This is a genomic window from Streptomyces sp. NPDC059371 (assembly GCF_042751995.1).
GTDB lineage: Bacteria > Actinomycetota > Actinomycetes > Streptomycetales > Streptomycetaceae > Streptomyces.
The window spans coordinates 72,593-94,756 of the sequence record NZ_JBHYXD010000029.1; the positions used below are offsets into that span (position 1 = coordinate 72,593).

The following is a 22,164-nucleotide window of genomic DNA, read 5'->3' on the forward strand; positions in this document are numbered from 1 at the left end:
GGCACCGGCCTGCCCGCCCTGTTCGACACGATCGTGGTGTTCGAGAACTACCCCGTCGACCGCGAGGGCATCGTCGAGGCGAACACCTCCGCGGGCTTCACGATCGACGCCATCCGCCCGTTCGCGGGCTCCCACTACCCCCTCACCCTCAACTCCTCCGACCCCTACCTGCGCCTGTCCCTCGACTACCAGAAGAACCTCTACGACCACCGGACGGCCCAGGCCATCGCCGCCCGGCTCGTCCGCGTGCTGGAGCAGGTGCTCAAGGACCCCTCGGTGCCGGTCGGCGCCGTGGAGGTGCTGGGCGAGGAGGAACGCGACCTGCTGGTGCGGCAGGTCAACGACACCGCCCACCCCCTCGCCCCGGACACCCTGCCCGCCGCGTTCGAGGCCCAGGTGGCCCGCGACCCCGACCGCCTCGCCCTGATCGGCGAGGACGAGCGGCTGACCTACGCCGAGTTCAACGCCCGCGCCAACCGCCTCGCGCACTGGCTGACCGAACAGGGCGCCGGCCCCGAACAGCTCGTCGCCGTCAAGATCCCCCGCTCGGTGGACCTGATGGTGGCGATCTACGCCGTCGTCAAGGCCGGCGCCGCCTACGTGCCCATCGACACCGAACTGCCCCAGGACCGGGTGCAGCACGTCCTGGACAGCGCACGCCCGCTGCTGGTCCTCGACGAGACCCTCCCGGACGTCTCCGCCCGCCCCGACACGAACCCCGAACGCACCCTGTCGCCGGACAACGCCGCCTACGCCATCTTCACCTCCGGCTCCACCGGCGGCCCCAAGGGCGTCCCCGTGGCCCACCGGGCCATCATGAACCGGCTCAAATGGGGACTCGCCCACTTCGACGTCACGCCCGAGGACCGGGTACTGCTGAGCACCACGGCCAGCTTCGACGTCTCGGTACCGGAGCTGTTCGCCCCCCTGCAGGCCGGCGCCGCCGTCGTCATCGCCCGCCCCGACGGCCGCCGCGACCCCGCCTACCTGGCGGACCTGATACGCCGCGAACACGTCACCGGCGCCGACTTCGTGCCCTCCCTGCTGGAGGCGTTCGTCGCCGAACCCGCCGCCAAGGACTGCACCGGCCTGCGCTGGATCGAGGTCGCCGGCGAGGCGTTCCCGCCCGCGCTGGCCCAGCGGTTCACCGAACTGCTGCCGAACTGCACCGCCAACAACCTCTACGGCCCCACCGAGGCCGCCGTCGAGGTCACCGCCCACCGGTACGTACCCGGCAGCGGCCGGCTGCCGATCGGCACACCGGTGTGGAACACCCAGGTCTACGTCCTGGACGCGGCCCTGCGCCCGGTCGCGGCAGGAGTCACCGGCGAGCTGTACCTCGCCGGCGACCAGCTCGCCCGCGGCTACCTCGGCCAGAGCGGCCTGACCGCGGGCCGCTTCGTGGCCTGCCCCTTCGGCCCGCCCGGCGCCCGCATGTACCGCACCGGCGACGTCGTGCGCTGGAGCCAGGACGGCCAGGTCGAGTACATCGGCCGCTCCGACTTCCAGGTCAAGGTCCGCGGCTTCCGCATCGAACTCGGCGAGATCGAACAGGCCCTGGCCGCGCACCCGGACGTCGACAGCGCGGTGGCCCTGGTGCGCGAGGACCGCCCCGGCGACCAGCGCCTGGTCGCCTACCTGGTACCCGCCCCCGGCATCCGGACGGACGCCCTGGACGTGGCGGCCCTGACCGCCCTGGCCAAGGAGCGGCTGCCGGAGTACATGGTGCCCACCGCGCTCGTACCGCTGGACGGGCTGCCCCAGACACCCAGCGGGAAACTCGACCGGGGCGCCCTGCCCGCCCCGGACCGCGCCGAGACCGCCACCGGGCGGGGACCGCGCAACCACAACGAGGAAGTCCTGTGCCGGCTGTTCGCCGAACTGCTCGGCGCGGACGAGGTCGGCATCGACGTCGACTTCTTCGACAACGGCGGGCATTCGCTGCTGGCCACCCGGCTGGTCGGCCGCATACGCAACGAGCTCGGCGTCGACGTGAAGGTCACGACCGTCTTCCGCAGCCCCACCGTCGCCGAACTGGCGGCCCGGATCGAGAAGTCGGGCAGGTCGAACCGCCTCCAGCTCCGACAGATGAACGTTGAGGAGTAGCTCGATGATCCCGTTGTCCTTCGCCCAGCGCCGGCTGTGGTTCCTGCACCGACTGGAAGGGCCGTCCGCGACGTACAACATCCCCTTCGTGCTGCGCCTGGAGGGGCCGCTGGACACCGCCGCCCTGGCCGCGGCGGTCAGAGACGTCGCCACCCGGCACGAGAGCCTGCGCACCCTGCTCGTCGAGAGGCAGGACGGCACACCGGAGCAGCGCATCCTGCCCCCCGGCGAGGCCGACCTCGCCTTCTCGGTCCTCGACGTGACCGCCGACGCGGTGGACGAGGCGATGCGGCACTTCGTGGGCGAAGGCTTCGAACTCGACACGGACCTGCCGCTGCGCACCCGCGTCTTCCGCCTCTCGGCCCACGAGCACGTGCTGGTGTTCGTCTTCCACCACGTCGCCGCGGACGGCGCGTCGATGGCCCCGTTCCTGCGGGACCTGCTGGACGCCTACGCCGCCCGCGGCCGCGGCCGGGCACCCGACTGGCAGCCCCTGGCCGTGCAGTACAAGGACTACACCCTCTGGCAGCGGCGGATGCTGGGCGAGGACGACGACCCCGACAGCGTCGCCTTCGAACAACTCGACTACTGGCGCGCAGAGTTGGCCGGGGTGCCGCAGCCGGTGCAGCTTCCCCTGGACCGGCCGCGCCCGACATCGGCGTCCCACCGCGGCGGCCATGTCGACCTCGAACTGGAACCCGACGTCGTCGCCGGGATCGGCCGCCTGGCCGCCCGGCACGGCGCCACCGCGCCCATGGTCGCCCAGGCCGCGCTCGCGGTGCTGCTGCACCACCTCGGCGCCGGCAACGACCTCACCATCGGCAGCCCCATCGAAGGACGCCCCGACGAGCAGCTCGAGGACCTGATCGGGTTCTTCGCCAACACCTGGGTGCTGCGCGTCGACCTCTCCCGCAACCCGACCTTCGGCGAGCTGCTGGACCAGGTCCGCGACCGGGCGCTCGGCGCCTACGACCACCAGGACGTCCCCTTCGAGCACCTGGTGGAACTCCTCAACCCCGACCGCACCACCGCCTACCAGCCCTTGTTCCAGGTGATGCTGGCCTGGCAGTTCGCCTGGTCCCCGCTCCAGGTGCCCGGCCTGAAGGTCACCCCCCTCCCGCTGGGCACCGACACCGCGAAGTTCGACCTGTTCTTCAACATCGTCCCCGACCCCTCGGGCCGCGCCTACGGACGACTGGAGTACGCCACCGAACTGTTCGACCACTCCACCGCCCAGAGCCTCGTCGACCGCTACGTCCGCGTGCTGCGCCAGGTCGTCACCGACCCCGCCACCCGCCTCGGCCGGGTGGAGGTCCTCACCACGGCCGAACAGCAGACGCTGACCGCGCTGAACGACACGGCCGCGCCCGTCGAGGGCACGACGGTGGTGGAACGGGTCACCGCCCAGGCGGCACGGACCCCGCAGGCGACCGCGGTCCTCTGCGGTGAGAGCGAACTGTCGTACCGCGAACTGGAGGAACGCGCCGGACGGCTGGCCGCCGTGCTGCGGAGCCACGGGGTCGGGCCGGACGTCCTGGTCGCCGTGGCCCTGCCCCGCTCCGCGGACCTGGTCGTCGCCCTGCTGGCCGTCCTCAAGGCCGGCGGCGCCTACCTGCCCATCGACCCGGGCTACCCGGCCGCACGCCTCGGCCTGCTGCTCACCACCGCCGACCCGGCGCTGGTGGTGAGCGACCACGCCACCGCCGCCGCCCTCGCCACGGACACACGGCACCTCCTGCTCCTCGACGACCTGCACCTCGACGACCCGGGCCCCGACGAGCCCGCCGCCGAGGCACGGGACGCCGGCGTGCGCCCGGACCACCTCGCCTACGTGATGTTCACCTCCGGGTCGACCGGCACCCCCAAGGGCGTCTGCGTCACCCACGCCGCCGTCGTCAACGGCGTACAGGACCTGGCCCGGCGCACCCACGTCACGGCGGGCTCCCGGATGCTGGCCGCGACCTCGGTCAACTTCGACGTCTCCGTGTTCGAGATCTTCACCGCGCTGACCTGCGGCGCGAGCGTCGAGATCGTCCGTGACGTCCTCGAACTCGCCGAACGCGGAAGCTGGTCGGGCAGCACGATCAGCGCCGTGCCCACCGTGTTCTCCGCCCTGCTCGACCAGATCGCCGCCGACGGCGCCACCGGCACCCGCCTCGACGTCGAAACGGTGATCTTCGCCGGTGAGGCGCTCTCCGCGGACCTGGTCCGCACGGTGCGCCGCGTCCTGCCCGGCACCCGCGTCATCAACGCCTACGGCCAGACGGAGAGCTTCTACACCTCCACCTTCACCGTCCCGGAGCAGGGCGGCGACCTCGGCGCGGTACCGGTGGGCACCCCGCTGGCCAACATGCGCGCCCACGTCCTTGGACCCGAACTCGCCCCGGCCCCGCAGGGCGTGACCGGCGAGCTGTACGTCGCCGGCCCGGTCGCCCGCGGCTACCACCGGGGCGCGAGGGCCACCGCCGAACGCTTCGTCGCCTGCCCCTTCGGCCCGCCCGGCACCCGCATGTACCGCACCGGCGACCTGGCCCGGTGGGACGCCCAGGGCCGGCTCCGGTACGCCGGCCGCGCGGACGACCAGGTCAAGGTCAACGGCATCCGCATCGAGCCGACCGAGATCGAGACCGTCCTCCTCCAGCACCCCGCCGTCGCCCGGGCCGTCGTGACTGTGTGCGCGGACCACACCGGCACCCGGCGCCTCGTCGGCTATGTGGCACAGAACGGCGCCGCCACCGCGGGCGGCGACGCGGACATCAACGCCGGCGTGTCGGTGGCCGACCTGCGCCGGTTCGCGGCCAGGCGGCTGCCCGACTACATGGTGCCCGCCCAGCTCATGGTCCTGGAGCGGCTGCCGCTGACCGCGAACGGCAAGCTCGACCGGGCCGCCCTGCCCGAGCCGCAGTTCACCGGCGCCGAGTACCGCGCGCCGCGCACCGAGGCCGAGCGGGTCCTGGCCGAGGTGTACGCCGATGTGCTGGGCGCCGGACAGATCGGCGTCGACGACGACTTCTTCACCGGCGGCGGCGACAGCATCCGCTCCATCCAGGTCGTCGCCCGCGCCAAGACCCGCGGCGTCCTCGTCACCACCCGGGAGATCTTCGAGCACCGCACCGTCGCCCGGCTCGCGGAACTGGTCGAGGACCGGGGCGAGGAAGAACGCGTGACGCTGGCCGAACTGCCGGGCGCCGGCGTGGGCTGGGCCCCGCTGCCGCCCACCGCCGCCCACGTCCTCGCACTCGGCGGCCCCATCGGCCGGTTCTGCATGTCCGCGCTGCTCACCCTGCCCCAGGACATCGACCGCGCCGGCCTCGCCGCGACCCTGCAGGCCGTCCTGGACCGGCACGACGTACTGCGCTCCCACCTGGACCGGGCCGAGAAGGGCCTGCGCATGCGGGAGGCGGGCAGCGTGGAGGCCGCCGCACTGATCCACGAGGTCCCCTACGACCCCGCGCGGGTGCAGGCCGAGCTGGACGCGGCCGCCGACCGCCTGGACCCGGACGCGGGCGTGATGGCCCAGTTCGTACGGTTCACCTCCGACGCCCAGGCCGACCGGCTGCTGATCGTGCTGCACCACCTGGTCGTCGACGGGGTGTCCTGGCGGATCCTGCTGCCCGACCTGGTCGCCGCCTGGCAGCAGGTCAAGGCCGGCCTCGAACCCCGGCCGGCCCCCGCGGGCACCTCACTGCGACGATGGACCCACGCCCTCGCCGAACAGGCCGCGACCGACGAGCGCATCGCCGAACTGCCGTGGTGGCAGGACGTCCTCGCCGGTGACGAACCGGTACTCGGCGCCCGCCCCCTGGACCCCGCCCGCGATGTCACCTCCACCGTGGACACCGTCCGCGTCCAGCTCCCGGCCGACGTCACCGCCACCCTCCTGAACACCGTGCCCGCCGTCTTCGGCGGCGGCGTCGACGACGGCCTGCTCGCAGGCCTCGCCCTGGCCCTGGCCCGCTGGCGCCGCACCCGGGGCCTGCCCGCCGCCGCCACGCTGGTCCGGCTCGAGGGCCACGGCCGCGAGGACCACCTCGTGCCCGGCGCCGACCTGTCCTCCACCATCGGCTGGTTCACCGCCATGTACCCGGTCGGCCTCGACCTCGCCGGCCTCGACCTGGCCGACGCGTTCGCCGGCGGCCCCGCCGCCGGCCGGGCCGTCAAGGCCGTCAAGGAACAGCTCCGGGCCGTCCCCGACCACGGCATGGGCTACGGCCTGCTGCGCCACCTCAACGCCAGGACCGCACCCGCACTGGCCCGCCTGCGCCGCCCGCAGATCGGCTTCAACTACCTCGGCAAGGCCTCCGGCGCGGACATCCCCGAGGAACTGCGCGGTCTCGGCTGGGCACCCGACACCACCCACCGCGACCTGATCGCCGCACCGGACGCGGACATGCCGGTCCTGTCCGCGCTGGAGATCAACGCGGTGGCCACCGACACCGGCGACGGCGACGAACTGAGCGCCTACTTCGGCTTCCCCACCGGCGTCCTGTCCCGCGAGGACGTCACCGAACTGGCCGCCCTGTGGCTCCAGGCCCTGACCGCGCTGGCCCGCCACGCCACCGGTCCCGACGCCGGCGGACTCACCCCCAGCGACGCACCCCTGGCCACCGTGGGCCAGGCGGAGATCGACGCCTGGGAGGCCCGCCTCGGCAAGCTCGCCACCATCTGGCCGGCGACCCCCGCCCAGTCCGGGATCCTCTTCCAGGCCAGACTCGCCGGCGCCTCCTTCGACCCGTACCACATCCAGCTCGTGTTCCACCTGTCCGGCACGGTCGACCCCGAACGGATGCACCGCGCCGGACAGGCACTCCTGGACCGCCACCCCGTCCTGCGCGCCGCGTTCGTCGACCGCGCCGACGGCGACCTCGTCCAGGTGATCCCCAGGACGGTGACGCTGCCCTGGCAGCACCTCGACCTGACCGCCCTCGACGAGAGCGAACGCGAGGCGAGGTTCGAGGAGTTCCTCACCCACGACCAGAAGGCCTACTTCGACGCCGGCACCCCGCCGCTGCTGCGCCTGGCACTCGCCGTCCTGGACCCCGAGCGGCCCGAACTCGTCCTGACCGCCCACCACGCCCTCTACGACGGCTGGTCCACCCCGCTGCTGATGCAGGACCTGCTCCTGCTGTACGCCGCCGACGGCGACGCCTCCGCCCTGCCCGCCCCCCGCGACTACGGCGCCTTCCTGTCCTGGCTCACCCGCCAGGACCCGAAGGAGGCGGCACGGGCATGGGCGGCCGAACTCGAGGGGATCGACGAGCCTGCCCTGCTCGCCCCCGACTCCGCGGACACCGACGACGGCGTCCGCGACCAGGTCGAGGCCGAGCTGACGGCCGAGGAGGCCCACGAACTCGTGCGCCGCGCCTCCGCGCTGGGCATCACCGTCAACACCCTGGTGCAGGGCGCCTGGGCCCTGCTGATCGGCCAGCTCACCGGCCGCCAGGACGTCGTGTTCGGCGCGACCGTCTCCGGGCGCCCGCCCGCGGTGACGGACGTGGAGTCGATGGTCGGCATGTTCATCAACACCCTTCCCGTACGCGTCACCCACGCACCCGGCGACAGCGTCGGCGAGGTCCTGCACACGCTCCAGCGCCGCCAGGCCGCCCTGGCCGAGCACCACCACCACGGGCTCGCCGAGATCCAGAAGTCGGCCGGGGTACGGTCCCTGTTCGACACCCTGGTCGTCTTCGAGTCCTACCCGGTCGACCGGGAGGGCCTGGAGGACGCCAGCGACGCCGCCGACGGCATCACCTTCACCGGCCTGCGCCCCTTCGCCGGCAACCACTACGCGCTGTGCCTGACGGCGGCCGCCGACCCGCACCTGCAGCTCGTCATCCAGTACGCGCCGGGCGTCTTCGACCGGGACACCGTCCAGACGTACGCGGCCCGCCTGGTGCGCTTCCTGCGCCGGCTCGCGGCCGACCCCGCGCTGAAGGTGGCGCAGATCGACGCGCTCGAAGAGGGCGAACGCGAGCGGATGCTGGCCCGCTTCGACGAGGACGCCGCCCGGGCCCGCCACGTCACGCTCACCGAACTGGTCCAGGCGCAGGTGGCCCGGATCCCGGACACCGTCGCCGTGGTCGCCCAGGGCCGGTCGCTGACGTACGCCGAACTGGACGCCCGCGCCGAGGCCCTCGCCACCGAACTGGCCCGGCACGGCGTGGGCCCGGAGACCGTGGTCGGCGTGGTCCTGCCGCGCACCGTGAACATGGTCGTGGCACTGCTGGGCGTGCTCAAGGCGGGCGGCGCCTATCTGCCCGTCGACCCCGCCTACGCCGCCGCCCGCCTCCCGCACGTCCTGCCCACCGCCCGGCCCCACCTGGTCCTGACCGACGCCGGCACCCGCCCCCTCGTCCCCGCCACCGACATCCCCGTCCTCCTCCTCGACGACATCGACCTCCAGGCCCCGCCCGCCCCGCGGGCCCCGGCAAGGCCGCAGGCCGGCCCGGACAGCCTCGCCTACGTCATCTACACCTCCGGCTCCACCGGCGTGCCCAAGGGCGTGGGCGTCACCCAGGCCACCGTCGTGAACGCCGTGGACACGCTGGTCGCGCAGGCCGGCGCCGAGGCCGGACGGCGCGTCCTGGTCGCCGCCTCCTTCGGCTTCGACGTCGCCACCTTCGAGACGTTCGCCGCCCTCACCACCGGCGGCACCGCCGAGATCGTCCGCGACGTACTGGAGCTGGCCGAACGCGACGCCTGGGACGTCGACGTCATCTGCTCGGTGCCCTCGGCCTTCGCCGAACTCGTCGACCAGCTCGCCGACCGCATCGACCCCACGGCCCTGAACATCTCCGGGGAGGTGCTGACCCCGCACCTCGCCGAACGGGTGCGCACCCGCTGGCCCAAGGCCCGCGTCATCAACAGCTACGGCCCCAGCGAGACGTTCTACGCCACCGGCTTCCTCCTCGACGCGGACGAGCCCTACCCCACCGGCGTGCCCATCGGCCGGCCCTTCCCCGGCGTGCGGGCCTACATCCTCAGCCCCGGCCTGGGCCTGCTGCCCCCCGGCACCCCGGGCGAGCTGTACCTGGCGGGGGCCGGCCGCGGCTACCACCGCCAGCCGGCCCTGACCGCCGACCGGTTCGTCCCCGACCCCTACGGACCCGCCGGCTCGCGCATGTACCGCACCGGCGACCTGGCCCGCTTCACCCCCGACGGACAGCTCCAGCACCTGGGCCGCATCGACACCCAGGTCAAGATCCGCGGCTACCGCGTGGAACCCGCCGAGGTCGAGGCCGCGCTGACCACCCATCCGGGCATCGCGCAGGCCGCCGTCGTCACCCAGCAGCCCGGCGACACCACCCCCTACCTGGCCGCCTACCTCGTCCCCGCCGACGGCGCGAGCCTGCCGGACGCGGCCCGGATCCAGGAACACCTGGCCGACCGGCTGCCCGAGTACATGGTGCCCGCCGCCTACGTGGCGCTGGAGCGGCTGCCGCTCTCACCCAACGGCAAGCTCGACCTCAAGGCCCTGCCCGCACCCGACCTCACCTCCGCCACCCCCTTCCGGGCGCCCGCCACCCCCCGCGAACAGGCGCTGGCCCGCCTGTTCGCCGAGGTCCTGGGCGTGGAGAAGGTCGGAGCCGACGACGGCTTCTTCGAACTCGGCGGGCACTCCCTGCTCGCCACCCGGCTGATCACCCGGGCCCGCGCCGAGATCGGGATGGAGATACCCATCCGCAAGATCTTCGACCTGCCGACGGTCGCGGCGCTCGCCGCATGGTCGGAGGAATCGGCTGTCCCCCTTCGCCCAGCTCTCCGCAGGATGATCCCAGAGGAGCAGAACTCGTGATTCCGCTTTCGTTCGCGCAGCGCCGCATGTGGCTCACACACCAGCTCGAGGGCGGGGCGGAGACCTACAACATCTCCCCGGCCTTCCGGCTCAAGGGGCCACTGGACCAGGCCGCCCTCGTCGCCGCGATCGGCGACGTGGCCGCCCGCCACGAGACGCTGCGCACCACCTATGTGCTGGACGACAACGACGAGCCCCACCAGCGGATCCTGCCCGCCGCGCAGGCCCCCGTCCAGGTGCCGCTCGTCGAGGTGGCTCCCGCGGGACTGGACGAGGCGGTCGACGCGTTCATCGCGCACCGCTTCGACCTGATGGCCGACATCCCCTTCCAGGCACGCCTGTTCCGCTGCTCGCCCGAGGAACACGTCCTGGTCCTGCTCATCCACCACATCGCCTCCGACGGCGTCTCCGGCGGCCCCCTGGCCCGCGACCTGACCACCGCCTACACCGCACGCCTGGCCGGCCGAGCACCTCTCTACGAGCCGCTCGCCGTGACCTACAAGGACTACGCGCTGTGGCAGCGCGAACTCCTCGGCGACGTCGCCGACCCCGGCTCGCTGGCCGCGGCACAGGCCACCTACTGGCGCAAGGAACTGACCGGGGTCCCGCAGCCGCTCGGCCTGCCCCTTGACCGCCCCCGGCCCGCCACCCGCGACTCCAAGGGCGACTCCCTGCCCCTCGCGGTGCGGCCCGAGGCGGCCGCCGCCCTGCAGCGCCTCGCCGACGAACGCGGCATGACCATGTCCATGGTCGTGCAGGCCGCGCTCGGGGTCCTGCTGGGCAAGCTCAGCGGCGGCGAGGACGTCACCATCGGCAACCCGATCGCCGGACGCACCGACGAGGGCCTGGCCGATCTGGTCGGCCTGTTCGTCAACACCCAGGTCCTGCGCGTCGACCTCTCCGGCAACCCCTCCTTCACCGACCTGCTCCCGCAGGTCCGCGACAAGGCACTGGCCGCCTACGAGCACCAGGACGTGCCCTTCGAGACCCTGGTCGAACTGATCAACCCCGAACGCTCCACCGCCTATCAGCCCCTGTTCCAGGTCATGTTCGCCTGGCAGAGCTTCGAGAAGGCCGACTTCGAACTGCCCGGACTCAAGGTCGAGTTCGAGCAGTACCTCACCAACACCTCCCTGGCCGACCTGTTCTTCAGCCTGGCCTACGACACCACCGGCGCACTGCGCGGCGACCTCATGTACGCCACCCAGCTCTTCGACCGCGACACCGCGGAAGCCCTCGCCGACCGGTTCGTACGGGTCCTGGAGCAGGTCGCCGCCGCACCCAAGGCGCCGATCGGCTCCATCGACGTGCTCGGCGAGGACGAACGCGACCGCCTGGTACGGCAGATCAACGACACCGCCCGCCCGGTCGCCGCGACCACCCTGCCCGACGCCTTCGAGGCACAGGTGCGCCGCACCCCCGACGCGGTCGCGGTCATCGGCGAGCACGAGACCCTGACCTACGCCGAGTTCAACGCCCGCGCCAACCGCCTCGCGCACTGGCTCATCGAACAGGGCGCCGGCCCCGAACAGCTCGTCGCGGTCAAGATCCCCCGCTCCGTGGACCTGCTGGTGGCCGTGTACGGCGTGGTCAAGGCCGGCGCCGCCTACGTACCGCTGGACACCGAACTGCCCGCCGAACGCGTACGCCACATCCTGGCCGTCGCCGACCCGCTGCTGCTCCTCGAGGACACCCTGCCGGACGTGTCGGGGTACCCGGAGTCCGACCCCGAGCGCACCCTGTCCCCGGACAACGCCGCCTACGTCATCTTCACCTCCGGCTCCACCGGCGGCCCCAAGGGCGTCCCCGTGGCCCACCGCTCGATCACCAACCGGATCGAATGGGGCCTGGAACACTTCCACGTCACGGTCGAGGACCGGATGCTGATGAGCACCTCGGCGAGCTTCGACGCCTCCGTGCCGGAGATGTTCTCCAACCTGCAGATGGGCGCCGGTGTCGTGGTGGCCAGCGCCGAGGGCCGCCGCGACCCCGCCTACCTCGCCGACCTGATCCGGCGCGAGCAGGTGAGCGCCGCGTTCTTCGTGCCCTCCCTGCTCTCCGCCTTCGTCACCGAACCCGCCGCCGCGAACTGCACCAGCCTGCGCTGGATCGAGGTCGCCGCCGAAGCCTTCCCCGCGGCCCTCGCCAACCGCTTCACCGACCTGCTCCCCGACTGCTCCGCCCACAACCTCTACGGCCCCACCGAGGCCACCGTCGAGGTCACCGGCTGGCAGCACGTCCCGGGAGCCGACCGCGTACCGATCGGCACCCCGATCTGGAACAACCAGGTCTACATCCTCGACGCGGCGCTGCGCCCCGTCGCCCCCGGCGTCGCCGGCGAGCTCCACCTCGCCGGCACCTGCCTGGCCCGCGGCTACCTCGGCCAGAGCGCACTGACCTCCGAGCGGTTCGTGGCCTGCCCCTTCGGCCCGGCCGGCGCCCGCATGTACCGCACCGGCGACCTGGTGAAGTGGAACAAGGACGGCCAGGTCGAATACCTCGGCCGCACCGACTCCCAGGTCAAGGTCCGCGGCTTCCGCATCGAACTCGGCGAGATCGACCACGTCCTGTCCGGACACCCCTCGGTCGCACAGGCCGCCGTCGTGGTCCGCGAGGACCAGAAGGGCGACCAGCGCCTGGTCGCCTACATCGAACCCGACCCCGACGCCGCCGTCGCCGATGACGCCGCCCAGGTGGAGGAGTGGCGCCAACTCCACGACGACGCCCACGCGGACGCCGCCGACGAGACCTGGGGCGAGGACTTCCAGCCCTGGAAGAACATCTACCCGGGCGAGCCGATCCCGCACGAGCAGCTGCGCCAGTGGCAGGACGCGGCCCTCGCCCAGGTGCTGCGGCACGCGCCGCGCCGGATCCTGGAGATCGGCGCCGGTTCCGGCCTGCTCCTTGCGAAGATCGCCGGCCAGGCCGAGGAGTACTGGGGCACCGACCTGTCCGCCGCCGCGATCGACCGGCTCCGCACCCAGACCGCGGCGGCCGGCCACGACGGGCGGGTCCACCTCGCCGTCCAGGCCGCCGACGACCTCACCGGCCTGCCCCGCGGCACCTTCGACACCGTCGTCCTGGACTCCGTCGTCCAGTACTTCCCCAGCGCCGCCCACCTCGACCAGGTCCTCACCCAGATCCTCGAACTGCTCGCACCCGGCGGCCGGATCATCGTCGGCGACGTCCGCAACGCCGCCACCCAGCGGATCCTGGCGACCGCGGAGCAGCGCGCCCAGCAGCCCTACGCCTCCCACGAGGAGATCCGGGCGGCCGTGGAGCAGGCCCTGCTCGCCGAACGGGAACTGCTTCTCGCCCCCGAGTGGTTCGCCGAATGGGCCGGCCGGCACGGCCTCGGCGCCGACATCCGCCTCAAGGCCGGGCAGGCGCACAACGCGCTCACCCGCCACCGCTACGAGGTCGTCCTGCACACCGAGCCCGCCCACGCACTCGACCTGAGCGGGGTGCCCGCGATCGCGTGGGGCGGCGAGGTGTCCGACCTCACCGAACTGGCCGCACAGGCACAGCGGGCGGCCGGCCCGCTGCGGGTGACCGGGATACCCAACGCGCGCCTGGCCGAGGAGGCCGCCGCGGCCACCTTCGCCGGAGTCGTCGCCGAGGACGCCCCCACCGGCAGGCCGCTGGACCCCCAGGACATCACGGCCCTCGCGCGCCGGCAGAACCTGGACGCCGTGCTCACCTGGTCGGGCGAGAGCGCCCACAGCTTCGAGGCGATCCTGCTGCCCCCGGGGCGGACCGTCACCGGCGCCTTCGTGCCCAGCGGGGTGGCCGGCAACATCCGCGCCAACGCACCCGCGCTGGCCAAGGCGATCGGCCCGCTGCTCGAAGAACTGCCCGCCTACCTGGGCGCGCGGCTGCCGGACTACATGGTCCCGGCCGCGATGGTGCCGCTGTCACGGCTCCCGCTCAACCCGGCCGGCAAGATCGACCGCGGCGCGCTGCCCGCCGAGCACACCACCACCGTCAGCAAGGGCGAGCCCCGCAACTCCCACGAGGAGGCGCTGTGCTCCTTCTTCAGCGAACTGCTCAAGCTGGAACGGGTCGGCATCGACGACGACTTCTTCGCGCTCGGCGGGCACTCCCTGCTCGCCACCCGGCTCAGCGCCCGCATCCGCAAGCGGTTCGGCGTCGACATGCCGCTGCGGACGATCATCCAGTACCCGACCGTGGCCGAACTCGCCGCGCTGCTGCTCATCGGCGGCATCCCCGGCGACCACGAGGACTCCTTCAACGTCGTGCTGCCGCTGAACCGGGACCCCGGCACCGGCAAGGAGCCGGTGTGGTTCTTCCACGGCGGCGGCGGCCTGGGCTGGGCGTTCTTCACCTTCGCGCCCCACGTGCCCGACCGGCCGGCCTACTCCCTGCAGTCCCGCGGCTCCAACGGCAAGGAGGCCATGGCCCGTTCGGTGGAGGAGATGGTCGAGGACTACCTGGAGCAGATCCTCGCCGTCCAGCCGCAGGGCCCCTACTACCTGATCGGCTGGTCCTTCGGCGGCCCCATCGCGCACGCCGTCGCCGAGGCGATGGACCGCCGCGGCCTGGAGGTCGGCCTCATCGCCGTCCTGGACTCCCAGCCCGCCAACTCCACCACGAACAACGGCTTCCGCGAGGTCGCCGGCCGGACCAAGGAGCTCTACCGCGCCGACATCGAGGAAGTCTTCGGCAAGTTCATGAACACCGTCAACATGGACGCCTTCCTCGACACCATGTCGCAGGTGGGCGCCAACAACCTGCAGAAGATGGGCGTCTTCGAGTCGCCGGTCTACCGCGGCGACGTGCTGTATTTCAACGCCAGGCTGGACAAGGTCGACGGAGTGACCTCCTACGGCCCCGACTGGCGCCGGCACGTCCTCGGCACCATCGAGGAGTACGACGTGGACGCCACCCACCACGACCTGCACATGCCCAAGCCCGCGGGCCAGATCATGCGGGTCATCGCCCGCAAGCTGGCGCAGCGGTGAGCGGGCCGGACGATACGGGAAACCGACGAGAGGAGTTGGCCGCGGTGACAGGACCCCGTACTTCAGCCCACACGGGGGAGCGGACCACGCTGCTGTGCGTGCCGTTCGCCGGAGCGGGCCCCTCCTTCTTCCACCCCTGGCAGGACCTGGCCGCCGGCCGCTGGCGGGTGACCTCGGTCGAACTGCCCGGCAGGGAACGCCGGATCCTCGACGAGCCGTACCGCAACGTCGTCGAGGCGGCCAAGACCGAGATCGACGACATCGTCGCCGACCTCGGCGAGGGCAGCCGGGCCGTCCTGTTCGGGCACAGCCTGGGCGCGGTGCTCGCCTACGAGCTGGTGCACCTGCTGACCGGGCGCGGCGTGCACGTCGAACGGCTGGTCGTCAGCGGCTCGCCGGGACCCTGGACCCAGCGCGAGCGCCGCGCGGCAGGACTTCAGGGCGACGAATTCCTCGCCCGGGTCGAGGAGTTCGCCGGGTTCCGGCACGAGGCCCTGGACCACCCGGAGATGCGGGAGCTGATCCTGCCCACCCTGCAGGCCGACTGCGAGATGCACGAGGCCTACGTCCCCAGCACCGACGACCCGGTGCCGGTGCCGATCACCTCGCTGCGCGGCGAGGACGACGGACTGGTCACCGCCGAGGAGGGCCGCCAGTGGCGCGACGCCACCACGGCCGCGTTCCGCTACACCGAATTCCCGGGCGACCACATGTACCTGGTCGACCAGGGCAGGCAGATCCTGGACGTGATCGAGGCGGAGTGCGCCCGGGACCGCTGACGCGATGACGGCGCGGGTGACGGCGCGCTCCGGCCGGCCGTCGCACCGCGGTGAGGGGCAAGGGCGTCCGCTTCGGCGGGCGCCCTTGCCCGTGCGCTCTCGCTCCCTGTTCCCCTTTCCGCCCCGGATTCCGCTTCCGGGGCGGGCACCCCGCGGTGTCGAGGAGGGCTCGAGGGCTGTGTCAGGGGTATGACAGGGCGATGCCGGTACCCGGCCCGACAGTGGAGGCATGAAGAGTTCCGCTATCGCAGTGACAGGGCTGCGCAAGGCATACGGCGACAAGGTCGTGCTCGACGGCATCGACTTCGAAGTCGCCGCGGGATCGGTCTTCTCCCTGCTCGGTCCGAACGGAGCGGGCAAAACGACTACGGTGAACGTCCTCACGACGCTGCTCACCGCCGACGCCGGCACCGCGTACGTCGCCGGGCACGACGTGGCGAGCGCGACCAAGCAGGTACGCGCCGCCATCGGCGTGACCGGCCAGTTCGCCGCGGTGGACGACCTGCTGACGGGCCGCGAGAACCTGCAGCTGATGGCGGACCTCAAGCGGGTGCGTTCCAGCGGCCCGTTGGTCACCCGGCTGCTGGAGCGTTTCGACCTGGCAGAGTCGGCGGACAAGCACGCGGCGTCCTACTCCGGCGGCATGCGCCGCAAGCTGGACCTGGCGATGACCCTCGTCGGCAGCCCGCAGATCATCTTCCTCGACGAGCCGACGACGGGTCTCGACCCGCGCAGCCGGCGCACGCTGTGGGGGATCGTCCGCGAGCTGGTGGCCGAGGGCACCACCATCTTCCTCACCACCCAGTACCTCGAGGAGGCCGACCAGCTCGCCGACCGCATCGCCGTCCTCAACCAGGGCCGCCTGGTCGCCCAGGGCACCGCCGAGGAGCTCAAGCGCCAGATCCCCGGCACCCACGTACAGCTGCGGTTCACCGACGCCTTCCAGCTCGACGCCGCCGCACGGATCTTCGCCGACTCCACACGGGACGAGGAGGAGCTGATCCTGCGGGTGCCCAGCGACGGCCGGTCCAGGTCGCTGCGGGCCCTGCTGGACCGCCTCGACGAACACACCCTCGACGCACAGGAATTCTCCGTGCACACCCCGGACCTCGACGACGTCTTCCTCGACCTGACCGAGCACACCACCAAGGACGCCGAGGACGCCCAGGACACGAGCGAGAAGAAGGAGGCGATCGCGCGATGAGCACGGTCGCGACGGCGTTCGCCGACTCGAGCATCATGTTGCGCCGCAACGTGAAGCACACCCTGCGCAACCCCACCACGGTGTTCAACGCGGTCCTGTTCCCGATCGTCATCATGCTGATGTTCGTCAAGGTGTTCGGCGGCGCCTTCAGCGTCGGCGAGCACTACATCGACTACGCGACACCGGGCCTGCTCGTGATGGCCGTCAGCTACGGCCTCGGGGCCACCGCGACGGCCGTCAACGACGACATGACCAAGGGCATCATCAACCGGTTCAAGACCATGGACGTCTCCCGCGGCGCCATGCTCACCGGACACGTCGTCGTCACCACCGTGCGCTGCCTGGTGGCCTGCGCCGCCATCGTCGGCGTGGCCTTCGCGATGGGCTTCGACCCCGCGGCGAGCGCCCTGGACTGGCTCGGCGTGCTCGGCCTGTTCGTCCTGCTCGCCGTCGGCGCGAGCTGGCTCACCGTCGCCATGGGCCTGGCCGCCAAGACCACCGAGTCGGCGGGCCTGGCCACCGTGCCACTGATCATGCTGCCGTTCCTCAGCAGCGCGTTCGTGCCCGCGGACACCATGGGCGCCGGCGTGAAGCAGTTCGCCGAGTACCAGCCCTTCACCCCGATCATCGAGACGCTGCGCGGACTGCTGGCCGGCCACGTCTCCAACGGCGACGCGATCGCCGCCGTCGCCTGGTGCGTCGGCTTCGCCGTCCTCGGCTACGTGTGGGCCCTGTCCACCTTCAAGAAGCGCGCCTGACCCCGGCCGGCCGGCGTCCACCGGCCCGCTTTCGCCCCTGACGGCCTGTCCGGCCCTTCCCGTCCGCCCCGGCGGCGACGCGAAGGGCCGGACGGGCCCGAGGCCATGTCCCCAGGAGTCTCGCCTGCCCCGCGACGCCGGGCACGCCCTTCGGACGGACGACGCGACTTCGCCGACACGACCTGGCCGCTCCCGCGAGAAACACTTCGCCGGGGGCGGCGCCGTTGCCGCAGCACACCACGTGACCACCGGGCCTGCCACCCGATCGACGACACCCCAAAAGGAGACGGCAACCATGTCCGAGCCGATCGTCAGCCTCACCGACCCCGAGTTCACGGAGAACCCCGTCTGCGCCTACGCGCGCCTGCGGGAAGAGGCCCCGCTCGTGCGGATCGGGTTCCCCGGCGGCCCGCGGGTCTGGCTGATCACGCGGAACGAAGACGTCAGGGCGGCGCTGAGCGACCCGCGCCTGGTCGTGGACTACAGCAACGTCCCCGGCCACCAGGGACCCAGCGTGGCGGACCAGATGGTCGCCGCCCTCGACCTGCCCGACGAGTTCGTGCCCTACGTCGCCGCCAACATGATGCTCAAGGACGGCAAGGACCACGCCCGCCAGCGCCGCCTGGTGACACCGGCGTTCACCGTCCGGCGCATGAAGGCCCTGCGGACCCGCGTCGAGGAGATCTCCGCGGAGTTCCTCGACGCCCTCGCCCTCAAGGGCTCCGGCGACCTCATCGAGGAGTACTCCTCACCGCTGACCGGCACGGTCATCTGCGAGCTCATCGGCATCGACAAGGCCGACCAGCCGCAGGTGCGCCAGTGGATGAACGAGTACACCGCCCCCGACGCCGACATCGCCGCGAGCGGCCGGGCCATGGTCGACCACGTCAAGGACCTCATCGTGCGCCGCCGGGCCGAGCCCGCCCAGGACATGGTCTCCGCCCTGGTGGCAGCGCGGGACGAGGACGGCGACCGGCTCAGCGAGGAGGAGATCGTCTCGGTGGTGCTCACCGTCATCAACAACGGCCACCACTCCACCTCCCACTTCATCCCCAACGCGGTCCTCACCCTCTTCGACAACCCCGACCAGCTCGCCCTGCTGCGCGCGAAGCCCGAAGCCCTGCCGCACGCCATCGGCGAGCTGATGCGGATCGCGAACCCCGTCCCGACCGCGGGACCCCGCTACGCCACCGAGGACATGGAGTTCGCCGGCGTCCCGGTCTCCAAGGGCGACGCCCTGACGGGCTCCTACCTGTCGGCCAACTACGACCCGCGGGTCTTCGCCGACCCCGAGCGGTGCGACGTGGAGCGGGTCCTGGAGCGCGGACAGGGCCACCTCTCCTACGGGGCGGGCCCGCACTACTGCCCCGGCGCCGCGCTGGCCCAGCTCGAAGCCGAGATCGCCCTCGACCACCTGCTCCTGCAGCGCGACACCCTCGAAGTCACCGTCGGCCGCGACCAGTTGCGCTACACCGAAGCCACCCCCGGCGGCGCCCGGCTGCTCAACACACTGCCCGTACGGCTGTGACCGCCTGAGCGGCACACCACAAGGAGCGGCCCCCGCAACGCATCGCGTGCCGGGGGCCGCCCCGTGTCGTGGCGCGCCGCTCAGGCGCTCTGCGGCTCCAGCAACTGGCCGCGGCCGCCCCGGACATGGGCGAGGCCGGCGAGGTGCCGTGCGCGCTGGTCCTGGACGAGTCCGCCCAGCCGTTCGACGCCCAGGGCGATCTGTTCGGGGGTGAGCACGCTGAAGGAGAGCCGGGCCTGGCGGAACCCGGACGTGCCGCCGTAGAAGTGGTCCATGGGGGTCCACAGCACGCCGAACCGGGAGGCCGAGTACTCGAGCATGGCGTCGTCCGCCCGGAACGGCAGCGTGAGGACCACGAACATGCCGCCCTCGGGCGCATTCCAGGTGACGTCCTGCCCGGCGCCCGGCACGGGGGCGAAGACGCGGCGCAGACTCTCCAGCATGACCGCCAGGTTGCGGCGGTAGACCGCGGCCTCGCGGGCGGTGGCACGCTTGAGACTGCAGCCGTTCTCCAGGAGGTATCCGCCGATCACCGCCTGCGCGACGGTCGAGGTGTTGAGCGTGACCATGCTCTTCAGCTTGGCGAGATGGTCGGCGAGCAGCACCGGCTTCTCGTGCGCGGCGCCCGTCGCCGTCACGGGCTGGTCGGCGATGACGTAGCCCACGCGGGCGCCGGCGAACGCGGACTTGGCGAACGACCCGAGGTGGATCACCCGGTGGTGCTCGTCCAGGGCCTTGAGCATCGGCAGCGGGGCCCCGCCGGCGCGGAAGAGGGAGTAGGGGTTGTCCTCGACGACGAGGATCTCCTCCCGCGCCGCCAGCTCCAGCAGGGCGATCCGGTCCGCCAAAGACATGCTCGCGCCACTGGGGTTGGCGAAGTCGGGGACGACGTAACAGGCGCGCGGCCGCAGGCCCTCGCGCCGAGCCGCCCGTATCTGCCGCTCCAGGTCCTCCAGGTCGATGCCCCCCTCGTGCTCCCGCACGGAACGCAGCCGCGCGCCGGCCACCCGGGCCGCGCCGATGAACCCGACGTAGTTGGGGGTCGCGGCCAGGACGACGTCGCGTCCGTCGCGGACGAGCGCGCGCAGCAGCAGCACCATCGCCTCCTGGCAGCCGGTGGTCACCACGATGCTCTCCGGGTCGACCGTCAGACCCTCGTCGACCTCCAGCTGGCGCGCTATGAGTTCGTGGATGAACCCTTTGGTCCGGCCGTACTGGAAGAACGTGCGCCGCACCTGTTCCGCGGAAAGGCCCTTCTCGCGCTCCAGATGGTCCCGGAACGTGCCCAGGTGACGTGAGAGGTCGTCGACATCGTAGAAGCCTTCGAACGGCCGGCCCGCGGAGAACGACACCGCCTCCGGATACCTTCCGGCGAGTTCGTTGAGCAGCGTCATGGACGTGAGCGCGGGATCATCGACCGACGCGTGCAAATCGGTGACACTCAGCCGGATCGGCCCTGGTTGTTCGGTCATAGCACGTCATCCTCATCCGCTGGACAACTCAGCCTTGAGCTGGTGTCGGTTGAATGGCGCCTCGTCGGGGTTCTCAAGAACATATGTGGCTTCCCTCGAACGGTGAAAGAACATGACTGGAGGAAGAGTCGACTCCCGCTGCCGAGCCCTTCCGGCACAGCGAATTTCGTGCATCCTGTCCCGTCAGCGGGACAGCGCGGATCGGCATCCGGACCCGCCGGGCACGCAATACCCGAAACGCGGGCGCGCTTTCGGGAAAGCCCTGAGCTCCTTGAGACGTTGACACCCTCTTGGGCGGCGGAGAGAGTATGGAACTGCTGGGCGAACCGCGAGAAGGCACGGGTATTCCTGCCGCGACCGGCCGGCGTCACCCGGCGAATGGCCGGGCCCCGAGCCGGGCCGGCGGCCGTCCGCCCGGCCGATGAGCGGCCGCATATCAGGCGATGCCGCGTCGACCCTCCCATTGACCCCCGCACACGGCCCGCGCCGCATTCACGGAGCCGGCGAACGGTACGCGAGACGGCTCCTCGCACCCCTTTTTCACGCGGCGAGCGGCACCTGACACCCGAGAAGGAGTTGACGCATGACCACACTCGACGAAGGCGTGCTGGAGAAGGCGGCGAAGGAATACGCCGAACAGGGCTTCTCCATCATCCGCAACGTCATTCCCCAAGAGCTCCTGGAGGAGGCGGCCGCGCACGTCGACTGGCTCACCAAGAAGTACCCGGACCTGCGTCCCGAGCACTTCCACCACCCCCTGATCCGCAACGACGCCTTCTGGGCACGCCTGGTCTCCGACTCCCGCCTGGTCGACATCGCGGAGTTCTTCCTCGGCCCCGACCTCGGGTGCTTCACCGCCCACTACATCTGCAAGCCCCCCTACAACGGGCAGCCCGTGCTGTGGCACCAGGACGGCGCCTACTGGACGCTGAGCCCCATGGAGGCGCTGACGGTGTGGCTCGCCGTCGACGAGAGCAGCACGGAGAACGGCTGCCTGCGCATGATCCCCGGCAGCCACGAACTGCCGCTGCACAAGCCCTCGCTGCGCACGGACACCGACAACATGCTGTTCTCCGCCTCCGACGAGGACATCGTGCGGGAGTGGATCGACAAGGCCGGTGTCGTGGACATCGAGCTCAAGCCGGGCGACGTCTCCATCCACCACCCCCACCTGCTGCACCACTCGGAGGCGAACACCTCCGCCAAGCGGCGCTGCGGTCTGGACATCGGCTACATCGCGACGACCACGCGCATCCACAGCGAGGGCATCTACCTCGACCCGCTGCTGGTCCGCGGAACCGACGCGGCCGGCCTGAACAACTACCGTCCCTTCCCCGCCTACCAGGAGGGCGAGACGATCCCCTTCGCCGGCCACGAGGACTGGAACGACACGGTGGCCAAGCTCAACGCGGCCCTGCCGGCGCGTACCCGGGACCTGCCCGAGGAGAGCCCCATCGAGACGACCCGGCACATGATCGAGCGTCTGCGCGCGGGCACCACCAAGGGGTGACGGTCCGCACCGGCCGATGGTCCGCCGCCC

The 22,164-nt window shown here is 71.9% G+C and carries 9 protein-coding genes; 8 read left to right on the top strand and 1 reads right to left on the bottom strand.

Annotation, left to right across the window (positions count from 1 at the left end; translation table 11 throughout):
- The 7 genes from ACFXGX_RS18895 to ACFXGX_RS18925 form a co-directional block, all read left to right on the top strand.
- Positions 1-2,106: amino acid adenylation domain-containing protein (locus ACFXGX_RS18895; protein WP_384792125.1), on the top strand; the 2,106-nt coding region annotated here is incomplete at its 5' end.
- A 4-nt stretch (positions 2,107-2,110) separates the two neighbouring features.
- Positions 2,111-9,901 (top strand): amino acid adenylation domain-containing protein, encoded by a 7,791-nt coding sequence (locus ACFXGX_RS18900; RefSeq protein ID WP_384792128.1) that lies wholly within the window; start codon positions 2,111-2,113, stop codon positions 9,899-9,901.
- Positions 9,898-14,883 carry an amino acid adenylation domain-containing protein gene (locus tag ACFXGX_RS18905; protein WP_384792132.1) on the top strand — a complete coding sequence of 1,662 codons (4,986 nt, stop codon included), beginning with the start codon at positions 9,898-9,900 and terminating at the stop codon, positions 14,881-14,883. Before ACFXGX_RS18900 ends, ACFXGX_RS18905 begins: the two co-directional genes overlap by 4 nt.
- 44 nt (positions 14,884-14,927) lie before the next feature.
- Positions 14,928-15,662: a thioesterase II family protein gene (locus ACFXGX_RS18910; RefSeq protein ID WP_384792135.1), complete on the top strand. Its 735-nt coding sequence runs from the start codon at positions 14,928-14,930 to the stop codon at positions 15,660-15,662.
- A 229-nt stretch (positions 15,663-15,891) separates the two neighbouring features.
- Positions 15,892-16,866: an ATP-binding cassette domain-containing protein gene (locus tag ACFXGX_RS18915; protein ID WP_384792138.1), complete on the top strand. Its 975-nt coding sequence runs from the start codon at positions 15,892-15,894 to the stop codon at positions 16,864-16,866.
- Complete coding sequence (locus ACFXGX_RS18920) at positions 16,863-17,624, top strand: ABC transporter permease (RefSeq protein ID WP_384792141.1); 762 nt, start codon at positions 16,863-16,865, stop codon at positions 17,622-17,624. Before ACFXGX_RS18915 ends, ACFXGX_RS18920 begins: the two co-directional genes overlap by 4 nt.
- A 295-nt stretch (positions 17,625-17,919) precedes the next feature.
- Positions 17,920-19,152: a cytochrome P450 gene (locus tag ACFXGX_RS18925; protein WP_384792143.1), complete on the top strand. Its 1,233-nt coding sequence runs from the start codon at positions 17,920-17,922 to the stop codon at positions 19,150-19,152.
- A gap of 80 nt (positions 19,153-19,232) precedes the next feature.
- Here the strand turns inward: ACFXGX_RS18925 and ACFXGX_RS18930 are convergent, their stop codons facing one another.
- Positions 19,233-20,624: a PLP-dependent aminotransferase family protein gene (locus ACFXGX_RS18930; RefSeq protein WP_384792146.1), complete on the bottom strand. Its 1,392-nt coding sequence runs from the start codon at positions 20,622-20,624 to the stop codon at positions 19,233-19,235.
- Between the two features lie 583 nt (positions 20,625-21,207).
- Between ACFXGX_RS18930 and ACFXGX_RS18935 the strand changes: the two genes are divergently transcribed.
- The gene (locus ACFXGX_RS18935) at positions 21,208-22,134 is read left to right on the top strand and encodes a phytanoyl-CoA dioxygenase family protein (RefSeq protein ID WP_384792150.1); all 927 of its coding nucleotides are present in this window, start codon (positions 21,208-21,210) and stop codon (positions 22,132-22,134) included.
- The last annotated feature ends 30 nt before the right edge of the window (positions 22,135-22,164 follow it).